This window comes from Bacillus rugosus, assembly GCF_023238245.1.
In the GTDB taxonomy this organism is placed as follows: Bacteria; Bacillota; Bacilli; order Bacillales; family Bacillaceae; genus Bacillus; species Bacillus rugosus.
In genome coordinates this window covers 3,410,870-3,430,771 of record NZ_CP096590.1, presented here as the reverse complement: position 1 = coordinate 3,430,771, position 19,902 = coordinate 3,410,870, and the positions used below count along the sequence as shown (strand labels likewise).

At 36.5% G+C, this 19,902-nt stretch carries 20 protein-coding genes; 14 read left to right on the top strand and 6 right to left on the bottom strand.

Annotation, left to right across the window (positions count from 1 at the left end; all coding sequences use genetic code 11):
* Positions 1-70: 70 nt before the first annotated feature.
* Together M0696_RS17450 and M0696_RS17445 are read right to left on the bottom strand one after the other, a co-directional pair.
* Complete coding sequence (locus tag M0696_RS17450) at positions 71-787, bottom strand: LytR/AlgR family response regulator transcription factor (RefSeq protein WP_072565311.1); 717 nt, start codon at positions 785-787, stop codon at positions 71-73.
* Positions 780-1,610, bottom strand: a complete 831-nt coding sequence (locus M0696_RS17445) for a sensor histidine kinase (protein ID WP_261311230.1) — start codon at positions 1,608-1,610, stop codon at positions 780-782. The genes M0696_RS17450 and M0696_RS17445 overlap by 8 nt, the downstream gene beginning before the upstream one ends.
* A 796-nt stretch (positions 1,611-2,406) precedes the next feature.
* Between M0696_RS17445 and M0696_RS17440 the strand changes: the two genes are divergently transcribed.
* The 11 genes from M0696_RS17440 to M0696_RS17390 all read left to right on the top strand — a co-directional run bounded on the left by M0696_RS17440 (position 2,407) and on the right by M0696_RS17390 (position 9,562).
* Entirely contained in the window at positions 2,407-2,676 is a 270-nt protein-coding gene (locus M0696_RS17440; RefSeq protein ID WP_166848078.1) for a PqqD family protein, read from the top strand.
* Positions 2,673-3,095: a lasso peptide biosynthesis B2 protein gene (locus tag M0696_RS17435; RefSeq protein WP_044445624.1), complete on the top strand. Its 423-nt coding sequence runs from the start codon at positions 2,673-2,675 to the stop codon at positions 3,093-3,095. The genes M0696_RS17440 and M0696_RS17435 overlap by 4 nt, the downstream gene beginning before the upstream one ends.
* Positions 3,096-3,106: 11 nt before the next feature.
* Entirely contained in the window at positions 3,107-4,939 is a 1,833-nt protein-coding gene (locus tag M0696_RS17430) for an asparagine synthetase B family protein (protein WP_166848081.1), read from the top strand.
* Positions 4,920-5,387, top strand: coding sequence for a hypothetical protein (locus tag M0696_RS17425; protein ID WP_222142077.1), 468 nt, complete (start codon positions 4,920-4,922; stop codon positions 5,385-5,387). Before M0696_RS17430 ends, M0696_RS17425 begins: the two co-directional genes overlap by 20 nt.
* A 16-nt stretch (positions 5,388-5,403) precedes the next feature.
* On the top strand, positions 5,404-5,847 hold the full coding sequence (locus M0696_RS17420) for a MauE/DoxX family redox-associated membrane protein (RefSeq protein ID WP_166848088.1): 444 nt from the start codon (positions 5,404-5,406) through the stop codon (positions 5,845-5,847).
* On the top strand, positions 5,847-7,610 hold the full coding sequence (locus tag M0696_RS17415) for an ABC transporter ATP-binding protein (RefSeq protein ID WP_175271360.1): 1,764 nt from the start codon (positions 5,847-5,849) through the stop codon (positions 7,608-7,610). The genes M0696_RS17420 and M0696_RS17415 overlap by 1 nt, the downstream gene beginning before the upstream one ends.
* Before the next feature lie 17 nt (positions 7,611-7,627).
* Positions 7,628-7,906 (top strand): hypothetical protein, encoded by a 279-nt coding sequence (locus M0696_RS17410; protein ID WP_044445620.1) that lies wholly within the window; start codon positions 7,628-7,630, stop codon positions 7,904-7,906.
* The gene (locus M0696_RS17405) at positions 7,903-8,556 is read left to right on the top strand and encodes a DsbA family protein (protein WP_222142076.1); all 654 of its coding nucleotides are present in this window, start codon (positions 7,903-7,905) and stop codon (positions 8,554-8,556) included. The genes M0696_RS17410 and M0696_RS17405 overlap by 4 nt, the downstream gene beginning before the upstream one ends.
* Before the next feature lie 60 nt (positions 8,557-8,616).
* A complete protein-coding gene (locus M0696_RS17400) occupies positions 8,617-8,811 on the top strand; it encodes a hypothetical protein (RefSeq protein WP_044445618.1) in 195 nt (64 codons plus the stop codon).
* A 73-nt stretch (positions 8,812-8,884) separates the two neighbouring features.
* Positions 8,885-9,073, top strand: a complete 189-nt coding sequence (locus tag M0696_RS17395; RefSeq protein ID WP_044445617.1) for a hypothetical protein — start codon at positions 8,885-8,887, stop codon at positions 9,071-9,073.
* A gap of 78 nt (positions 9,074-9,151) precedes the next feature.
* Positions 9,152-9,562 (top strand): vitamin K epoxide reductase family protein, encoded by a 411-nt coding sequence (locus M0696_RS17390; RefSeq protein ID WP_052500088.1) that lies wholly within the window; start codon positions 9,152-9,154, stop codon positions 9,560-9,562.
* On the opposite strand, the gene M0696_RS17385 is transcribed toward M0696_RS17390, so the two are convergent.
* On the bottom strand, positions 9,550-10,974 hold the full coding sequence (locus M0696_RS17385) for a sensor histidine kinase (RefSeq protein ID WP_166848100.1): 1,425 nt from the start codon (positions 10,972-10,974) through the stop codon (positions 9,550-9,552). The two genes, M0696_RS17390 and M0696_RS17385, sit on opposite strands and share 13 nt — an antisense overlap.
* Before the next feature lie 2 nt (positions 10,975-10,976).
* Entirely contained in the window at positions 10,977-11,651 is a 675-nt protein-coding gene (locus tag M0696_RS17380) for a response regulator transcription factor (protein ID WP_166848103.1), read from the bottom strand.
* A 164-nt stretch (positions 11,652-11,815) separates the two neighbouring features.
* Between M0696_RS17380 and M0696_RS17375 the strand changes: the two genes are divergently transcribed.
* On the top strand, positions 11,816-12,565 hold the full coding sequence (locus M0696_RS17375) for an ABC transporter ATP-binding protein (protein WP_166848106.1): 750 nt from the start codon (positions 11,816-11,818) through the stop codon (positions 12,563-12,565).
* Positions 12,562-15,135 carry an FtsX-like permease family protein gene (locus tag M0696_RS17370; protein ID WP_248602208.1) on the top strand — a complete coding sequence of 858 codons (2,574 nt, stop codon included), beginning with the start codon at positions 12,562-12,564 and terminating at the stop codon, positions 15,133-15,135. Before M0696_RS17375 ends, M0696_RS17370 begins: the two co-directional genes overlap by 4 nt.
* Positions 15,136-15,220: 85 nt before the next feature.
* Here M0696_RS17370 and M0696_RS17365 read toward each other — a convergent pair whose 3' ends face one another.
* Together M0696_RS17365 and sacB are read right to left on the bottom strand one after the other, a co-directional pair.
* Positions 15,221-16,771: a glycoside hydrolase family 32 protein gene (locus M0696_RS17365; RefSeq protein ID WP_248602207.1), complete on the bottom strand. Its 1,551-nt coding sequence runs from the start codon at positions 16,769-16,771 to the stop codon at positions 15,221-15,223.
* A 76-nt stretch (positions 16,772-16,847) separates the two neighbouring features.
* On the bottom strand, positions 16,848-18,269 hold the full coding sequence (gene sacB / locus M0696_RS17360; RefSeq protein ID WP_166848129.1) for a levansucrase: 1,422 nt from the start codon (positions 18,267-18,269) through the stop codon (positions 16,848-16,850).
* A gap of 491 nt (positions 18,270-18,760) precedes the next feature.
* Between sacB and M0696_RS17355 the strand changes: the two genes are divergently transcribed.
* Positions 18,761-19,834, top strand: a complete 1,074-nt coding sequence (locus M0696_RS17355) for an isocitrate/isopropylmalate dehydrogenase family protein (protein ID WP_248602206.1) — start codon at positions 18,761-18,763, stop codon at positions 19,832-19,834.
* Positions 19,835-19,902: the final 68 nt, after the last annotated feature.

Below are 19,902 nucleotides of genomic sequence, written 5' to 3'. Positions count from 1 at the left end.
GGTGCAGCAAGCGCTGCACCTGAAAAAGTGTAACTAAAACGTTAGAAGTATTAACAGGGGATAATTTTTTCTATTGTAAAATATCATATACATGATTTAAGTAGTGTTTGCTTAAATAAGCATAATCGTTAATTTGATCAAAGTAGATCATATAGGTTTGACCGGATGGTTCAATTCTTTTGACATAATCTAAATTTACGATATAACTCTTATGAGTTCGAGTAAATTTCTTACGGTCTAACTGTTCTTGTATTGACTTCAAGGTTTCAGGAGTTTTTATAATTTTTTTTGTACCATGGGATAATGTTACAAATTTTGTATATCTTTGTTCGGAAGTAATATAAACAATATTTTTTGTTTTGACAAAATCAATTCCCCTATCATTCTTTAATAATAAAAAGTCTTTAGGTTCAAAATGCAAATTCAACCGTATGTTCTTTTTGATTTTTTCCCAACAAATACTTAACCTTTCTTCTGTAAACGGTTTAACTAAATAGTCAATGGCATCAATTTCAAATGCTTTCCATGCATATTCCTTATAACCTGTAGTGAAAATAATTTTTATATTCTGATATCTGGTTTTTACAAGTTTAGCTAATGATAGGCCGTCTAGCTGAGGGAGATCAATATCAACAAATAACAGCTGTGGCTGGTGCTGATCGGTTAAATGAAAGGCTGTTTTACCATCAGATGCTTCTCCTACTATTTCTACATTTTTTCTTATCAAAAATTTTTTTAGGATATCCATAACATGGCGATTATCTTCAGCAATGACTGCATTAACCAACTTGTCCACCTTCTTTTTCAATTATTTTATCAGTTATTATAGGAATAAAAATTGAAAAGGTAGTGCCGTTTTTTTCAGAACTGTTTACTTCAAGCCGTCCTTGTGCTTTATCAATCACTTTTTTGATTGAAGCTAAGCCTAGGCCGGTATGTTTATATTTTGTAGAATATCCTTCTTTAAAAATAAGAGAGTGTTTGTGCTTAGGTATAACAGAATGTTCATTATGAACAGAAATAACCAAAAATGAATTTAAAAGCTGACTGATTCTAACTGATACTTGAGGAACTATTGAATCTTGATTTTTTGTTGCCTCAAATTCAGCATCAAATGCATTATCCAGTAAATTGCCGATTACTTGTATTAGCTCATAGTTTTGCATGCTCGTTTTCGGCATTAAATGTTTGACCTCGATATGAAAGGATAAGTTTCTTTTTTTAGCTGCCTCGTATTTTGACTGTAATAGGCCGGCAATAGAACTATTGTTTAAATGAATTAAAGTCTGTGAAACATCCAGATCCGCACATAATTCATTCAAATATATATGTAAATCCTCGTACCTTTTTGATTTAAATAAGTGATTTATAACGTGTAAGTGGTTTGAAAAGTCATGTTTTTTACTTCTTAATGAGAGTATGATATCTTCAATTTTTTTCGAGTATTTTCTTTCTAAAAGTAGATTAGAATCAGCTTGTAATAATTTAATCAATCTTGTTAGTAGTATGTAAATCAGGAATGGTAAGAGAGCTAGAAAAAATATATGAAATTTATTAGGGAGTTTTAGCAACGATAGAAACAGCGATAATGTAATGGTCAAAAATAACATCAGGATAATTCTTTTATGTGTTTTACTAATTTCAGATGAAAATACTTTATTAATGAATGAAATGAAGAATATTGATTGTATGCTTATGGACAAATATATAAGGGTGAAAATCAGCGATATGGGGGATATAGATAAGTTACTAACAATCAATAATGAGATCACTTTTGCCATAAGTTGAGAAAACATTATTGAAAGTGTGATAACCATCGAGAAACGCATACTTAGTTTACATATAAAACCTAAAAACATCAACAATAATATTGAATTTTCCGAAAAGTAAAGTAAAGATTGACCGCTGTTTAACATAATGAAGAAATGAAAAAAAGAGAAAATGAAAATCCTTTTTAAATCTGTAAGAAACAAAATCAAAATGAAAAAAATTGAAAGTTCTCCAATGGAATAATTTAAAATACTCCACAACATAATGACCCTCTCTTTTTCTACAGGGTAATTTTTTAATTCTAATAAATGTAAATCAAGAAGAAAAGATTGTAGGGTGAAAAACAAATTTGTTATAAATTTACTATTTGTATTTAAGATATCATGTTTGTTTTGTGTTTACAATACGATTTTTTCTTAAAATAAAACAATTCCTCCTGAAAGGGAAGACGCCTCATATTTTATAGCATATTCATACTAGTTCAATGGGGGCGGAGTTCATTTTTTGTCGATAGAACCATTCATCCCGTGAAAAAATTGTTTTATCCTGCTTTTTTATCCTGTTAATTGTTTTTTATTGGATATAAATCGCTAAAAGCTTATATTTATGTCAAATCAAACAAAGGTGGTTTTAAACGTGAATATAAAACAACCTAACATTATAAGAAATGTAAAACTAACTGAGTCAGATGATGAAGGGGTTTTACTAGATATTGAAAACGGGACCTATTACGGACTTGATGAAGTAGGATTAGATATATGGAAATTGATTGAGCAGAAGAAAGGATTTGATGACATATTGAAAATCATCAGTGAAACGTATAATTCTTCACATTACGAGGTGATTAGGGATATAGAGATTTTTTTGAAAGAATTAAAAAATAAAGGATTAATTTCGTGGTCATGAGATTAATGAAGATATTCTATTACGTTAAAGCCTTTTTAATAGTTAGACAGATTGACAAGAGCTTAAAAAAAGAAGGGTTCAAACAGGTTTATCACACTTATTTGTCTCCTCCTGCCCCTTTGGATCCTTTAAGGGACATCACAGAAAAAGAATTAAAGTTTATAGAAATGGTACTAGGAGTGGTTGAGAAAGTTTGTTTTCTTTTTTTTGGGAAGGCGAGATGTCTTCATCGGTCAGTTGCGAGTTATCATATTTTTCATAAAAAGGGTATACCAATTGACTTGGTGATCGGCGTAAAAAAGAAACCTTTTACATCACATGCTTGGCTTGAATTTAATGGACAAGTCATTAATGATTCAGAAGATTTTGTTAATGATTTGATACATCAATTTCATACGAAAGAATATAGAAAAATGTGAGGCGGTAGACGATGAGTGGTATTTGCGGTTTATATCATTTGGATAAAAGCCCTGCTGACATAGATTGTTTGAATGAAATGATACGTTCCATTTCATTAATAGGAAATGATCACCAAAATGCATGGGTTGATAAAAATGTGGCACTAGGTAAAACGAGTTTATTTGTTAATACGGAATCAGTGTATGAAAAAAAGATTATAAAGTCAAAATTTAAAAATTATTATATTACTGCAGATTGCCGCATAGATAATCGAAAGGAACTCTATCGAGATCTACATATAAAAAAAGAGTTTCACCGCACATCGGATACAGAGTTAATATTAGGGGCATACGAGAAATGGAAAGAGGATGCTGTAACAAAACTGGAAGGCGATTTTGCCTTTTGTATTTGGGATGCAGAAGAAAAACAGTTATTCTGCGCGAGGGATCCTTTAGGGATTCGGCCATTTTTTTATAAGGTGACAGCCAGTTCATTTCTCTTTTCCTCCATGATTCGGGCTATTCACAAGACCTATCAAGTCAGTGATTGGAATAAAGATTATTTAGCAGACTTCTTATATAGAAAAGGGATACAGTCGGAAGAAGACACACCGTATCTTGGCGTTAAAAGATTGCCAAAGGGGAGTTTCCTTACTCTTAAGAATGGAACACTTCGTATTACGCCTTATTGGAAGCTAGATCCTAAAAAGAAAACAATATATAAAAACCCTCATCATTACATTGAACAATTTCAAGACATTTTTTTTCACTCAGTAAAAGCCCGAATGCGATCAATGACAAATACAGGTGTCTTCATGAGCGGAGGCTTGGACTCGACTTCTATTTATGCAGCAGCTAAACAATATGATGTCGAGCATGTTTATCCGATATCTTGTGTTTTTGATAAATATAAGGATTCTGATGAAAGGTTTTATATCAGCTATGTTCTCGACAAATACAAAGAGAAAAACTATAAATTTGTAAATAGTGATGATCTTTGGATTCTGAAAAATTTTCCTCATTATTCTATTTCAACTGATGAGCCCAGTAAAAATCAACTATCATATGGAATGCTGGCCGAAACATACCGCATGGTCTTACAAAGCAATACTAAAGTTGTCTTAAACGGCTATGCCGGGGATCAGGTTTTTGGTTTTAGCCCTTATTATATTTCTAAATTCATTCGAAATTTTCAATTTTTGAAGCTTTGTAAAGAAACTTCTAAATTAGCGGCCTCATATAATTATACCTTTTCTGGCGCGCTAAAGGAATTTGGGTTCTCCGCACTTAAAGGGAAACATGAGGATCAAACTGTCCTTCTAGATAAGTATTATGATGAAGCAAAAGAAAGACATGAAATGGAAAATCGAATAAAAGATCCTGGGTTAAAAATGATGTACCAGTATATTGAAAGGTCTCAAGGCTTTGGTTTTGCTCAATTTTTTTCCGAATCATTAGGAATTGAAACCAGATATCCATTTTTAAATGTGAAGCTTATCGAATTTATCTTCAGTATTCCATTAGACCAGAAGATTAAAGATGCTCAAACAAAAGTCCTTCTGAGGCAATCAATGAAGGGATATCTTCCTGATGAAGTGCGGAACAGGCAAGACAAGACGTCTAATGATGCCCTAATATTTGCAGGATTAAAAAATGAATGGCCTAGGTTGTTTCCTCAATTGAAACATTTAGTTTTAGAAGAGCTGGGTATCATAAAAGGCAGTAAATTCCGGGATAAAATTGTCGAATACAGGCACGGTGTTTTGAGTAAAGGGATGGATTATTTTGCTGCATTAGCACTTGAATTGTGGCTGCAAAAGCATACGTATCAAAAGGAGGAACATAATGAGCCTTTTCCTGTATAGTATCCCTTTATTAGTTTTGGTAATTGGAGTGATAGTTACAACCAAAAAAATACTTCATACGAAATGGATTTTAAGCCATTTGGTCACTGATACTAAAAAGCTGGATATACTTTTGAAGAATGAGCGTCAGATGTTTATATTATTTTTTGATGAGATGACTTGTCGAAATGTCATTAGGAATATGAACATGCTACATAGTGCTTTAAAAGATACTAAAGTTCCCTTTGCCATTATTAATACGCTTGAGAATTACGACTATGAGACAGAAAGCTCTCCGGTGTTTCCGTATGTAGATCACTTTGAAATACAGTATACCCCTACGCTGATATTCGTTAAAAATGGAACAAAACAATCTGTTCACTGTCAAGGGCCAGACCAGTTACAGTTAGAAAAAGTAAATAAGTTTTTATCAGAAACCATCTCAAAAATGAACAGTCACGCTGTATAAGAATCTGGGAGGACTCATGATGTTACTGAATGAGATACTTATGAATGTTTTGTATATAGGAGCAGGTTTTGTTTTCATCAAAAGCAGCATTGGAAAATTAAAAAATCCATATGCTTTTGGAAGGGTTATTGAAAGTTACCATCTGTTTTTCAAAGGAACGTTTACTCTTTTTCTGGCTGCTTTAATAGGTCCGGTTGAACTAGTGGTAGGAATGATGATTATTGCAGAATCATTTCGAGTAGTGGGATTACTCATTGGCATATTGCTGCAACTGATGTTTTTACTGCTGATGTCCTTAAAGCTTAATCAAACTCTGCCGTTCGGCTGTGGCTGTTTTGGATTGCATGCACCCGAAAAGATTTCAGCAAAAAAAGTAATGTTTAACCTGGGATATACAGTATTGTTAGCGGCTCTTATCTCTTTGAATGTTAATGAAGTGATAAGGGAGATGTTACAGTGATGACTACACAAATGAATGGCTCTTTCACTTGGAAACGAGTTTTTTCTCTAGCAGGAAAAAAGTGGGGGCTTCTCTCTTTTATCATTTTTACTATACTTGTCCAGTCTATACTAAGCCCAATTACGCCGATTATTGTTGCTGAAATCATTGATAAAGGCTTTTCAGGGACAAGCAAGTTTGGGTTAGAAAAGTTAATCATGATTCTTCTGGCAATTGGGATATGCCAAATTGTAATGCATGTTGTTCAAGATATCCTCATCACAATTTTCACAAATCAGATTATTTTCAATGTAAGAGAGGGACTTTTCCGTAAACTTTATCAGCAATCTATACGATTTTTCACTGATACGAAAATAGGTGAAATCACCTCACGTTTAACGAACGAGGCTGAAAGTATAGCCAATACAGTCTTTAAACCTATTGTTTATACTTCACAAACAGCATTATCTTTGGTAGTCACTTTCATTGCAATGGTAGCGATTAGCTGGAAGCTTTCGATAGTTATATTGCTTTTGATCCCTTTGTTCTTTCTTCCTATGCCTTTAATTGGGAGATTTGCTTATAAATATAGCAAAAAACTTATTACTAACATTTCCTTCATGAATTCTTTTCTTACAGAAAATATCAGCATTAATGGCGTAATTCTAAATAAGATATTTGGAAGACGCCGGCAAACTTTTGAAACATTTAAGAATGTAGTACTAGAAATCAATAAGCTAACACTAAAACAAAAATTATTAGGCTCTATTTTTGATAATCTGCTCGCTTTAGCAGCTATTATTGCTCCTTTGTTTGTCTACTGGTTTGGAAGACCTGGTGGTCCTTTTGAAATTAGCGCCGGTATGGCAGTTGCATTATCAGGGTACATTGCTTCTCTATTTAATCCCATTCAGGAAGTGGGACGTATCGGCATCATGCTTCAAAGCGCAAAAATTACGTTCGAACGATTTTTTGAATATCTTGATATGAAGCCAGAACTAGAGGAACCAAAAGATCCAATTATTATTCACGATATAAAAGGGAATATCGAATTGCGCGATGTCACGTTTAGTTACAAAAAAGAAGAACAAACACTTAAAAATTTATCGATCCGCATACCGGCAGGTTCAAAAGTTTCAATAGTAGGATTTAGCGGTTCTGGAAAAACAACAATTGCCTATTTATTGACGAGATTATATAAACCGGATAAAGGTGGGGTTTATATAGATGGTCATGATCTAGAGAGAATAAGTTCTGATTATATATCAAAGTATATAGGAATGATTTCTCAAGAAGTGTACTTGCTACATACTTCTATTAAAGAAAATATCATGTTAGGAAATCCAAATGCTTCAATTGAAGAGGTCCATAAAGCGGCGAAACAAGCGTATATACATGAGAAAATTATAGGTTTACCTGATGGTTATGACACGATAGTCGGAGAACGGGGATATAAGCTTTCAGGTGGAGAAAAACAGCGAATTGCGATTGCCAGAGCCATCTTGCAAAACCCTAGTATTCTTATTCTTGATGAAGCCACATCTTCACTTGATTCAAAGTCCCAGTATATTGTGCAAAATGCCTTGAATGAGTTAACAAAAGGCAGAACAGTTATAACGATTGCTCATCGAATGTCTGTCACCCAATCTAGTGATAGGATCTATGTATTAGATAAAGGAGAAATTGTACAAGCTGGAACCCACGAACGGCTCATGGAGGAAGAAGGGCTCTACCGGGAACTATACCATACGCAAAATAATACTGAACTGGCTGAAGTAAACTAAATAATAAGGAGATAAAAATGCGTAAACTACTCATATCTGTATGTCTTTTATTTTTAGTAGGCAGTCTTATTTCCGGGTTTATGTTTTATCAAAAGAAACAAGAAACGATTAAAGCAACAGATAGTTTAATAGAAGATGATCAAAAATCCGGGACAGAGGTTGATCAGCTGATGAACCAATTACAAAATGATCAGAATCAAGACGCATACTTATTATCCTCAGTAGGGCTACTCATATTGAGCGGTATTACAGGAGGGGTTTTATGGATATCGAGAAGGAGGAATGAGCCAAATTGAAACGATTCATCATTCCTTTCAGTATTTTATTTATAGCAGGTATATTTATCTATCAGTTGTTTTTCACTGGAAATGTCACTTCCAATAGCCAGGAAATTAATACAAATAATTTTGAAGTGAATACAGGATCATCAGAAGGCGATTCAAAAGCTAAGATAAATGTGATTGTATTTTCAGATTATGGATGTCAAGCTTGCAAGATTCTAAATGACGATTTGGTAAACATGAAGTTTAAAGAAAATTATATTGATAAACAGCTTGTAAGGTATATTTTTAAACATATACCAATGGAAGAACATAAAAACGCATACGAATCATCTGCAGCCGCCATTGCAGCAGAAAATCAAGACCGGTTTTGGGATATGAGCAGATTATTATTCGATAATGCGTCTAAATTGGGTAAAACAGATGATCCATCTGATTTATATAAGATGTTAGCCGATCAAATTGGGCTAGATAAAGACGAGTTCAACGATGATTTAGATCATGAGGAAACGAAAGAAGAAATAAGAAAAACAAAAGCAGAATTTAAAAAGTTAGGTTTTCAGGGGACTCCAATTTTAATAATAGGGACAAAAATCATTTATGGAGCTCCATCTGCTAAAGAGTTTAAAGAGACATTAGATTCAGAATTGAAGAAAGTAACTTAGTGTCCAATGCTGTATTCAGCATTAAATATATTAAATTTTATTTATGGGGGAGATATGAAAATGAAAACGTATAGTCAACCTTCTTTAATTGAATTTGGTACAGCAGAAGAGCTTATTCAAGGATGCGGCGGCTGGGGTGTTGAAAACTGGTCAATGGATGATTCTGATTCAAAATATGTATGGATGACTACTGGCGGCCGAAAGCTGTGTATCTGCACTAGCTTATCTGGAACAAAATGCACACCAGTATTGTAATGTAAACAAAATGTAGTACAATTACTTCCTTGCAGCATTGGACAAAAAATATTGGAAAAGGACGTGTACGTTAATGAAAGCATACTCACAACCTTCTTTAATCGAATTCGGTGCAGCAGAAGAGCTTATTCAAGGATGCGGCGGCTGGGGTACAGAAAACTGGACGCTAGATGATTCTGATAGAAAATATGTCTTGGTGACAACGTCAACACGCACAAGTTGTATTTGTACAACAATTAAAGGTGACAGATGTACGCCGTAAGTATAATAAAAAGATAAAGAGCGGTGTGTTAAAATCACCGCTCTTTCTTTATTCTATAACAGAAAGGAAGCAGCAACTATGAAAAAAACGTTATTGCTCATTGGAATTGTACTGTCTACTTATCTCTTGATAAGTAAGTGGAGTACAGGGTCAGTTTACTTTTGTCCGACAAATGGGTGTGATGCTGTGAACAATAGTAAATATTCTATGATTGGGAATGTGCCGGTATCATTAATTGGTATAGTAGGATATGTGATGCTTTTTAATATCGAGATGTTAAATATGAATAAAAGGCTAAAACATAAATTGCTGCTTTTTCTGACAGCTATCGGCTGGTTGTTTTCTATCTACTTAATGTATGTATCCTTATTTTATATTCAAGCTCTATGCTTTTATTGTATGCTTTCGTTTACAGTTATTTCTTTATTATTCTTTCTTTATATTAAGCAGCAGTCAAAAGAACATTTGAAAATGAATCATGATTTATGAGGTAAAGGCAAATACAGTTTGAAAACGGCCCCTTGCTTATGGTGGTTTTCTGCCGTAATTTGACCTCCATGCACTTCTAAAATTTCTTTACTTATTGCTAAGCCCAATCCGGCTCCTCCTGTTTTTCGATTGCGAGAACTTTCTCCTCTGTAGAGCGGCGTAAAAATCTGGTCTAACTCAGACTCATGCAGCCCTTTTCCTTTATCCCGAATGGCAATGACGGCATATTTTTCCTCTTCAAACAGCGAAACATAAATGTCACTGTTTTCAAAAGAAAATCTTATCGCATTGTCTACTATGTTGTAAAAAGCTCTGGAAAAAAGTCTGGGATCTGCATAAACAAATGTATTAGCTTCAGGAATTGATTTTATGAGACGAATTCCCTTTTCCTCTAATATTGCAGAGTAACCGTTCAAGTAATCGTCAAGTAAACGGTTTAGATTTACATACTCTACATTTGGTTTTTCTTTATAAAATTCTAGCTTCGTATACGAGAATAGGTCTGACACTAAATGATTCAACATATCCGCTTTATTTCTGCATGTCAGAATGTATTTCTTTGCTTTTTCAGGGTTTTGGTGTATTTGCTTTTCTATTATTTCTAGATATCCCCGAATTGTAAATATTGGTGTTCGTAAATCATGAACGATAGAAGCAATAAACAGTTTTCTTTCGTTTTCAAGAGATTGTTGTTTGGCTAATGATGTCTTTAGCTGCAGCTGCATGGACTTAAACCCGTTTGATACTTCATGAATTTCTGTCACACGTGAAGAAGGAAGAGAAAAATTGAAATCCTGCTTTGAAATGAGCTGAGATGTTTTCTCCAGTGCTATCAATGGAATTAACACATGTTTATTCATAAACCATGCAGCTGTCACAAAAAGCATCAGGAGAACAAATAATGCGATGAACACCCCTCCATACTGTTCTAGAAAACTGTTTTCATGGCCATCGAAAGCTTGCAGGGCAGGCCTTTTATCTTGAACATATAAAATGCCTGCGAGTTTTTTTTTCTTATATACATAATATTCTTCAAGAAGAAAGTTTGTACTTCCAACTGAGTAATCTGCTGTTTGCCCTATTTTTGTAATCTGATGATTATGTGGTTCTTCTACTGTTGAAAATAAGACTTTTTGATCTTTGTTCAGCAAACGTATCCCTATATGAAGCTCATCAGTTTTAGAACGTATTTGTTTTTGCCACTCTTTTTTGTTCCAATTTTCCGGCTCACTTAGAATGTTTTGTTGCAGCCAAGGCATTATATCCTCTATTTCAATAGAATTTGTTTTTGATTCATTATAAAAATGGACGGCCATTTTTGTAGTAAGTATGGGGAGCAAAATAAATGCAATAATGAAGAGAAACAGCCATTTTTTTATTGTCATTCTTCTTTTTTTATGCCCCTTTAACATGTTTAGGCTCCCTCCGCAAATTTGTATCCGACACCCCAGACAGTTAGTATCCAGCGTGGTTGAGAGGGGGTTTCTTCAATTTTTTCTCTGATTCTAGCGATAAATACCCTTACTGTATGCGGGTCACTATAATGCTCTCCCCATATAAGTTGGATAATTTGATCGTGCGTAAATACTTGATGGGGATGTCTGCTAAGCAGAGATAATAAGTCAAATTCCTTTGAGGTTAGGGAGACTTTTCTTCCGTGTTTATGTACTTCACGGGATAAGTAATCAATTGTAAGGCCGTTGAATGAGTGTCCGGGTTTTTGCTGTCCGGAACGCCGTCTCACTGCTTTGATTCTGGCTACAATCTCACCTGGTGTTGCCGTTTTTACAATATAATCATCACCGCCGACACTTAATCCTCTGATTTTATCGGTTGGATCCTCTTTGGCGCTTAAAAATAAGATAGGGACATCCTTTACTTCTCTTACTTTCTTGCATATCGTAAAGCCTGATTCCCCCGGCATCATTACATCCAGTAGGATACAGTCGACCTCTTGTTTGTTGACAATGGAGAGGGCTTGTTCTCCATTAAATGCTGTTAGGACATTGTAATTCTCGATCTCCAGAAAGTCTTTCATCAGTTCAATAATTTCCGCATCATCATCGACGACTAAAATAGTTTCTTTCATTATCGACATTCCTTTCTGTTTTGTTCCTGAATAACATTATGACGGTTTTTTTGTAATTGCGGAATATGCATAAATAAATCTTGATATTTTATTGATATTTTATTAACGCCCTATTGAGTTTAATTATTTAAAATGAATTTGAAATATAAAATGAGGTGAAAAACATGAGAACTTCAGTCCTTCAAACCAAAAAGTTATCAAAGTCATATGGAGAGGGCGCAAACCAATTTTTTGCACTGAAAAATATTGATTTGGATATAAAAAAAGGTGAATTTACAGCTATTATGGGTCCTAGTGGTTCTGGAAAGTCTACGTTATTAAATATGCTGTCAGGGCTAGATAAACCAACTTCAGGAGAAGTCACACTAGACGGTATTCATTTATCTCATTGTAATGAGTCCCAAATTACACAACTCAGAAGAGATAATATCGGTTTTATTTTTCAGTTGTTTAATTTGATTCCTGTGCTTACAGCAGAGGAGAATGTGACGCTGCCTATACTCCTTGCTGGAAAGAAAGATAAGTCTGTAAATAAAAAGGCAAATGATTTGCTGCAATTATTAGGGATTGGAAGACTCGCTTCTTCTTATCCGTCCGAGATGTCAGGAGGACAGCAGCAGCGGGTTGCAATTGCAAGAGCGCTTATTATGGAACCTAGTATCGTATTAGCAGATGAACCAACTGGAAGTCTTGATACAAAAACTGGTAATGATATTTTAACAATTCTTCGACACTTTTGCGATACGAAAAACCAATCGCTTATCATGGTGACGCATGATGCAAATGTGGCTTCACATGCTCATCGGATTGTATTTATGAAGGATGGGGAATTAGCAGGAGATATTCAGCTGACTGCGACTCCTAAAGTGAATTTAAGCCATATCACTAAAAGATTAGAGGATGTATACGCATGAAATTAACTGCTCAATTAGCTTGGCGATTTTTAAAAGCAAGAAGAGCCAGGTCTTTATTTGCTGTGATCGGTATTAGTCTTGGAGTTATGCTGCTCATTATTTCGCAAATCATGATGGCAACTTTAGAACAATCAAATGAGAAATCAGTATTGGAAAAGTACGGTAATTTCGATTTAATTTCAGGTTATAACGGTTCAACCAAAAAACTGAGTGCGAACGATCTGCAAACGATAAAAGGATTTCCAGATGTAAATCAAATAACACCGATGCTTTTTCCGTATGCAAGCGAAAATATGCCAGCAGCTGTTGCAGCCCAGCCTGTTTATATAGGCTTTAAACATAATCAATTGGCTATGGAGCACCCGCTGGTTTCCATTGATAAAGGTGAATTTCCGCAGTCTAAGGAAGTGGTGATCCCGGCTCGATATGCAAAATCTAAGGGATTGGATATTCATTCTGAAATTAGTTTACCTTTTCCTCCAGGGAAAGATGTAAATGTACGTGTTTCAGGTATTTTGAATGAAAGAGAACAATTAAATAATATCTTCATTTTTGATTATGATTGGATCGCAGCACAAACTCATAATCAAAATAAAGCAACGGCAGTCATGATGAAATTGGATCAATCAGCAGATAAACAAAAAGTGATAGAGGATTTAAAGGAGCATTTTGAAGGTATATCCATTGATAAACGCAAGGCGATGATGACAGAGAAAGAACAACTGGGTGGGTTAAAACCCATTGTCAATGGTTTATCAATTACAGTCTTGTTAGGCAGCCTTTTAATCGTAGTCAGTACATTGCAAATGTCAGTTCAAGAAAGACAAAAAGAATTAGCAACATTAAGACTATTAGGCGGAAAGCCTGCCCAATTGTTTTATATGGTCATCTGGGAGGCTTTGCTGATAGGTATTATGGCTGCATTATTGGGAACGGTTACAGGTACTGTACTATGTTACTCCTTGTCCAATATTGCTGAACAATTTATAGGCTATTCCATCCAATCAATATCAATCCCGGCAATAAGTATAATCATTTCGTTTTTTGGAAGCATTCTTTTGACTGTATTAGCAGCAACAATACCAGCTTTATCGACTAGCAGACTTTCTCCTATAGCTGCATACAGCCAAAAAATTAGTGAAAGTAAAGCAGATTCAAAAAGAACCATTATCGCTCTGACCATGATTTTGCTCTTGCTGGCAATTATGACATTTTCAGTGCATAAAAGTGGAGGAAGTGGAAGCTTCAGTATTCTGTTGGGTGTATCATTTGTACTCATCATGTTTGTGATGACTCCTGTAATATTGAGGATCATTGTAACGGTACTTACTTTTCTCTTAAGGCCGTTTTATCAAATGGAAAGCATGATTGCCGGAAGAAATGCTCTGAAAAGGATGAGAAGAAGTCAGCAAATTGCCAGAGTATTAACGTTAGCAGTTATTGTTGGATTAGTTGGGTTTATGATTTTGCAAGCTGTTGTCAGTCAAACAGAAAAAACAATATCAAAACAATATCCGCTTGATTATGTAATACAGGCTACCGAAGCCTCATATGAACCAGGTTTCTCTTCTTCTATTATAAAACAACTTGATAATACGAACGGAGTTGAAGCAATTCCAGTCCAAACAAGCATATTAACACATACTATAAATTTAGATATAAAAAGAGTAGATTCAAACTGGAACGGGCAATTTATGACGATAAACGGAAAAAAAGAAATTTTAACGAGTGTGGGCGGACTGAATTTGGAAAAAGTACAAAACATCATTCCTTTTGACATTGTGAAAGGCCGGATTGATCATCTTAGAGATTATGAAGCAGTCATTACAAAACAATTCTCTGAGGACATTGGGTTCCGAGTTGGAGATGTAGTCACATTGGAACCAGATGATTTAAGTGAAGTTTCTGGCAAGAAGCCATTTACATTACGTGTTGTCGGTGTGGTTGATGAAGTACCTATTTTGCCTGATGAAGATTTGAGATTCTTTACTAATGAGAATACATTAAACGAGTTATTTCATCTTCAAAAAACAGAACAAATATTTTTTAATATTAAGGATCAAAGTGAAAAAGGTCATATAAAGGCGAGTATTGAGAAATTGCTGGAAAACCCACAATATCAAGATACCATTTTGTATGATAGAAAAGAAGAAATGGATAAATTTTATCAACAGTACAAACAGCGCATTGTATTATTGGGAAGCAGCGTGTTTATCATCACCTTAATTGCTCTTGTTGGCTTAATGAATAGTATGGCAAGCAATTTAAGGGAAAGTAAAAAGGAGTTTGCGATGATGAGAGCAATAGGAGGTAAGCCATGGCAAATTGTTCGACTCGCTTTATATGAAGGGATTGTTATTTCTGTAGCGGGAAGTATAATGGGGTTAATTTCAAGTATCGTATTGGGTTACAACTTATTATCAGCTTTAGATGTAAATAATCTTGAAATTCCGTATATGGTCATCCTTATCATATTATTAATAAGTCCGTTACTCGGGATTTTATCTACTCTTCCTTCTGCCTTGTGGCTTTCAAAAAGTAATTTAATTAGAGCAGTCTTTGAAGATTAATTTTAAAAAACATCTGATTTAGCTTCCTTTATTTGAATTAAAAGTTAGAAAATTAAACAGGTGCAGCCCGCGCTGCACCTGTTTCTTATTCATGAACCGCATCCAAATGTTTCACCGTTATATTCTTGAATGAGGCTGTGCCGCCTTCAGAATAAAGAGTCATGCCTTTATCTTCAGGTTTTGGGAACACTTCATTTGAAAAAACGGTTTTCCCGTCGCCGACAAATACTTCTATCGTTGTTTTATCGACAAGAATTTTCAAATGCGCCTTCTGTTTGCTTACATCGTAAGGAGCTTGGCTTTCAACATAAGTATTGCTTTTGTCAGGCTGATTTGTGGCCGCTCTGTTGACATATGCATAGCCGCCTTCGGCAAAAATGCCGACATCAATATGGCGTTTTTGGTCTTCCGATTCTCTTAGTCTGACGCCTGCATTTTTCAGCTCTGACCAAGAAAGATCCATATCAAGCTGGTACGTATCACCTGTGATCGACAGTGTTTTTGATCCGTTCACATCTTGATCCTCTACTTTGTCAGTTGAAACGGTCAGCTGCTCCAAAGCTTCGGTCGGCTGTGAGACGAGGCTGTATATGCCATCTTCCTCCCGCAGCCGGAGTTCACGTATGACAGAATCTGTGCCGTTAAAGCCATTCTTCATTGTCGGTGTGTTGTTGGCGTAATCCCAATTGTTCATCCAGGCAAGCGCATAACGCTTTTCTAATGGATCTGTGCTTTTACCGTCTTCGAACGTCACCCCGCCGTACCAGTCAAAGCCGTAGTCAAGCCATTGCGGTGCGGTTTGATCCGCTGTAAATTCTTTTCCGTCGAAGCCTCCGGTCCAGTAGGCGTACGTATTTGGTTTGCCCCACGGTTTGCCGTTCGCGCTGGCGCCGAGAACCCACTTATTCGTTCCATCGCTTGCCCGCATCATGTAGAGGTCGGGGCATTCCAAAATTCCCGCCTGCTCTGCGAAGAATCCGCTTGTGTAACGCCAGTCCTTTAGATTATCGGATTCATAAAAGCCGATTTTTGTTCCTTCAGCCATGACCATTACCCATTTGTTGTCCTGGTCATCCCATATGACTTTCGGGTCTCTGAAGTCGTCTGTGCCCGGATTAGGCATAATAGGGTTATCACTGTAAGGCTTGAATGATTTTCCTTTGTCTGTGCTGTACCACAAATGTTGCTCCTGCTTTTTGTCTTTGGCTGAAGGCTGTGTCACAATCGCGACAAGCGCGTTTTTTCCGAATCCGGCTGTGTTTTCTTTATCGATCACGACAGAACCGGTCCAAATGTCGCCGTCTGGATTTGTATATTTCGGAATCGCCACGCCTTCATCAGTCCAATGCACCAAATCCTCTGATACGGCATGGCGCCATTCTGTGCCGTTACCTTTTGGGTAATCTCGGTTATACAGATAGAAATAATGGTACTGTCCATCAAAATAGATCGGTTTTTGGGGATCATTTTTCCATTTATCTGGCGTCGTAAAATGATATGCCGCCCGGTAGTTCGGCTTATGTGTTGATTTAGTTTTTTTGACAGGTTCTTCGTTTGGCAATAAGTCGATAAACAGCAATATTCCTAAAAAGGCTAGGAATACGGTTAGCCATTTGCCTGCTTTTTTATAGTTCATATGGGATTCACCTTTATGATGTTAATAAGAAATAAAAGAAAATGCCAATAGGATATCGGCATTTTCTTTTGCGTTTTTATTTGTTAACTGTCAATTGTCCTTGTTCAAGGATGCTGTTTTTTACAACAGATGTTTTCTTGCCTTTGATGTTCAACAGGAAGCTTGGTGCAAATGTTGATTGTTTGTCTGCATAGAAGCCTCTGTTTGTCATGTAGCTTGTAATCACGACATTGTTTCCTTCAGCTTGAGGCACAGCGAAGTGTGAATAAGTAAAGGTTACATCGTTAGGATCAAGATCCATTTTTAACACGAGGCCTGTTTTGTTCAGCGGCTTGTATGGGCCAGTTAAGGAATCAGAAACATAACCAAGCATGTAAATGTCATTAGATGTGATGCCGTCGATTGTCATTTTTGATCCGCGGGAGTCAGTGAACAGATACCATTTGCCATTCATTTTAAAGACGTTCGCGCGTTCGATTTCATCTGTAACTGTGTTAGATGCAATCAGCGGTTTCATCACTTTTTTCAGAGTGTAGTCATCGTTTAGCTCAATGATGCCGAGTGCGCCGTTTGCTAATTCAGCTGTGCGTTTTTTATCGCTTTGCAGAAGCTTTTTACTTTCTTGACGGAAGAATGATGTGCTTTTGCCATAGTATGCTTTGTTAAATAAAGATTCTTCGCCTTGGTAGCCATCTTCAGTTCCAGTGTTTGCTTCAAATACTAAGTATTTGTGGCCTTTATCTTCTACGTAGTGAGGATCTCTCAGCGTATGGTTATCACCTGAGCTGTAGTTGCCTTCATCGATAAACTGCTGTACATTTTGATATGTTTTGCCGTCACCGTCAAAGATTGATTTATAATCCTCTACACCGTTGATGTTCAGAGAGCTGTCTGACGTTGATACGTTAACTTGTGCAGTTGTCAGTGTTTGTTTACCGTAATGTTTACCGGAGAAATCAGTGTAGAATAAACGGATTTTTCCGTCAGATGTAAATGTAGCTGAACCAGACCATTCTTGTGTTTGTTCTTTCAGGATTGAATCATTTGCATCGAATTTGTCGCTGTCTTTAAAGACGCGGCCAGCGTTTTTCCAGCTATCAATAGAAGTTTCGCCGACTTTTTGATAGAACATGTAAATAGATGTATCATCCGCATTTTTAGGGTCTCCGGCTAATGCAAAGACGATGTGGTAGCCGTGATAGTTTGCGACTGTGCCATCAGCGTTTTGTAATGGCCAGCTGTCCCAAACGTCCAGGCCTTTTGCAGAAGAGATATTTTTAATTGTGGACGGATCGAATTCAGGCACTTGATATTTTTCATTTTTTTGCTGTTCAGGGATTTGCAGCATATCATGGCGGGTGATATGGGTAATGCCATACGTTTCCTTATACGGTTTTTGGTTCGTTTCTTTCGCAAACGCTTGAGTTGCGCCTCCTGCCAGCAGTGCAGTAGTAAAGGTTAATACTGTTGCTTGTTTTGCAAACTTTTTGATGTTCATCGTTCATGTCTCCTTTTTGTATGTACTGTGTTAGCGGTCTGCTTCTTCCGGCCCTCCTGTTTGAAGATGGCAGGTCAGTTACGCACAATAAAAAAAGACCTAAAATATGTAAGGGGTGACGCCAAAGAATACACTTTGCCCTTTACACATTTTAGGTCTTGCCTGCTTTATCAGTAACAAACCTGCGTGATTTACTTTTCGACATCATTCTATTAGACTCTCGTTTGGATTACAACTGGTCTATTTTCCTCTTTTGTTTGATAGAAAATGAAAATAGACCTTTGTAAGTATGGGTCAAATAGACTAATATTTCTATGCGGATTCAGTGAGGAGCATGATTTGTGCTTTCTAAATAACGGTGAGGTGAGGCCGTTTTCTTTTTAGAAAAATCTGCTTTTTTAGAGACAAGTCACCTGGATAAGATATCAATTGCACTGAGAATCTTTTATAGTATAAATATGGGCTTCTATTCTATAAAAGGGGATTGGAAAATGACATCATATCGAATTGGAATTTTAAAAGGAGACGGTATTGGGCCGGAAATTGTAGATGCTGCTGTCTCAGTTTTGGATGCCGCTGCCCAACGGGCTGGGGTTTTATTGAATGCAGTTGAGCTTCCGATGGGATGGAATGCTATTCAGACATACAATGATCCAATGCCGCAATATACAAAAGAAGAATTGAAAAAGTGCCAGGGATGGCTGTTGGGACCGCATGATTCAGCGGCCTACCCGCCAGGACATAAAGAAAAACGGAATCCGAGCGGAGAGTTGCGCCATTATTTTGATCTTTATGCAAATATCAGACCGGCGAAAACGATGACTGGTATCAAGAGTGTAGCGGGAGAGGCTGATTTGGTGATTTTTCGAGAAAATACTGAAGGGTTTTATTCAGACCGGAATATGTATGCCGGTGCCGGCGAGTGGCACATTACGCCGGAAACTGCTGTCTCAGCAGGTGTATTTACAAAAAAGGCGATCAGCCGCATTGCGCATGCTGCCTTCCAAAGCGCGATGGAGCGGCGCAAAAAAGTGACAATTGTCCATAAGGCCAATGTCATCAAGCTTGGGTTTGGCCTGTTTTTACAAACGTGCCGTGAAGTAGCGGAGCAGTACCCAGAAGTTGAAGTGGATGATTATCATATTGATGCGATGACCGCTCATTTGGTGCGCCGCGCTAAGGACTTCGATGTCATCGTGACAGAAAATATGTTTGGTGATATTCTGTCTGACTTAACAGGAGAGCTTGTGGGTAGCTTAGGCCTTGCACCGTCTATCAATTCAAATGATACACAAGCTATGGCTCAGGCTGCCCATGGATCAGCACCTGATATTGCAGGAAAAAATATAGCGAATCCGATTGGGATCATGCTTTCGGCAGTTATGCTTTTGAAATGGCTGAAAACAAAACACAACGATGAACAATTAAAAGAAGCGGCGGATTTAATGGAAAAGGCTCTTTTCGAAACTGTTGAATCCGGGGTGAAAACAGTCGACTTAGGCGGTACGGCTTCGACTTCAAAGTTTGCGGAAGCAATTGTGAAACGGATTCAGGATTTGGGCTGATATTGATTTATTAATGTTTTTCTGATATTTCCGAATGATTGAAACATAGAACGATAAGTATCGTAGAA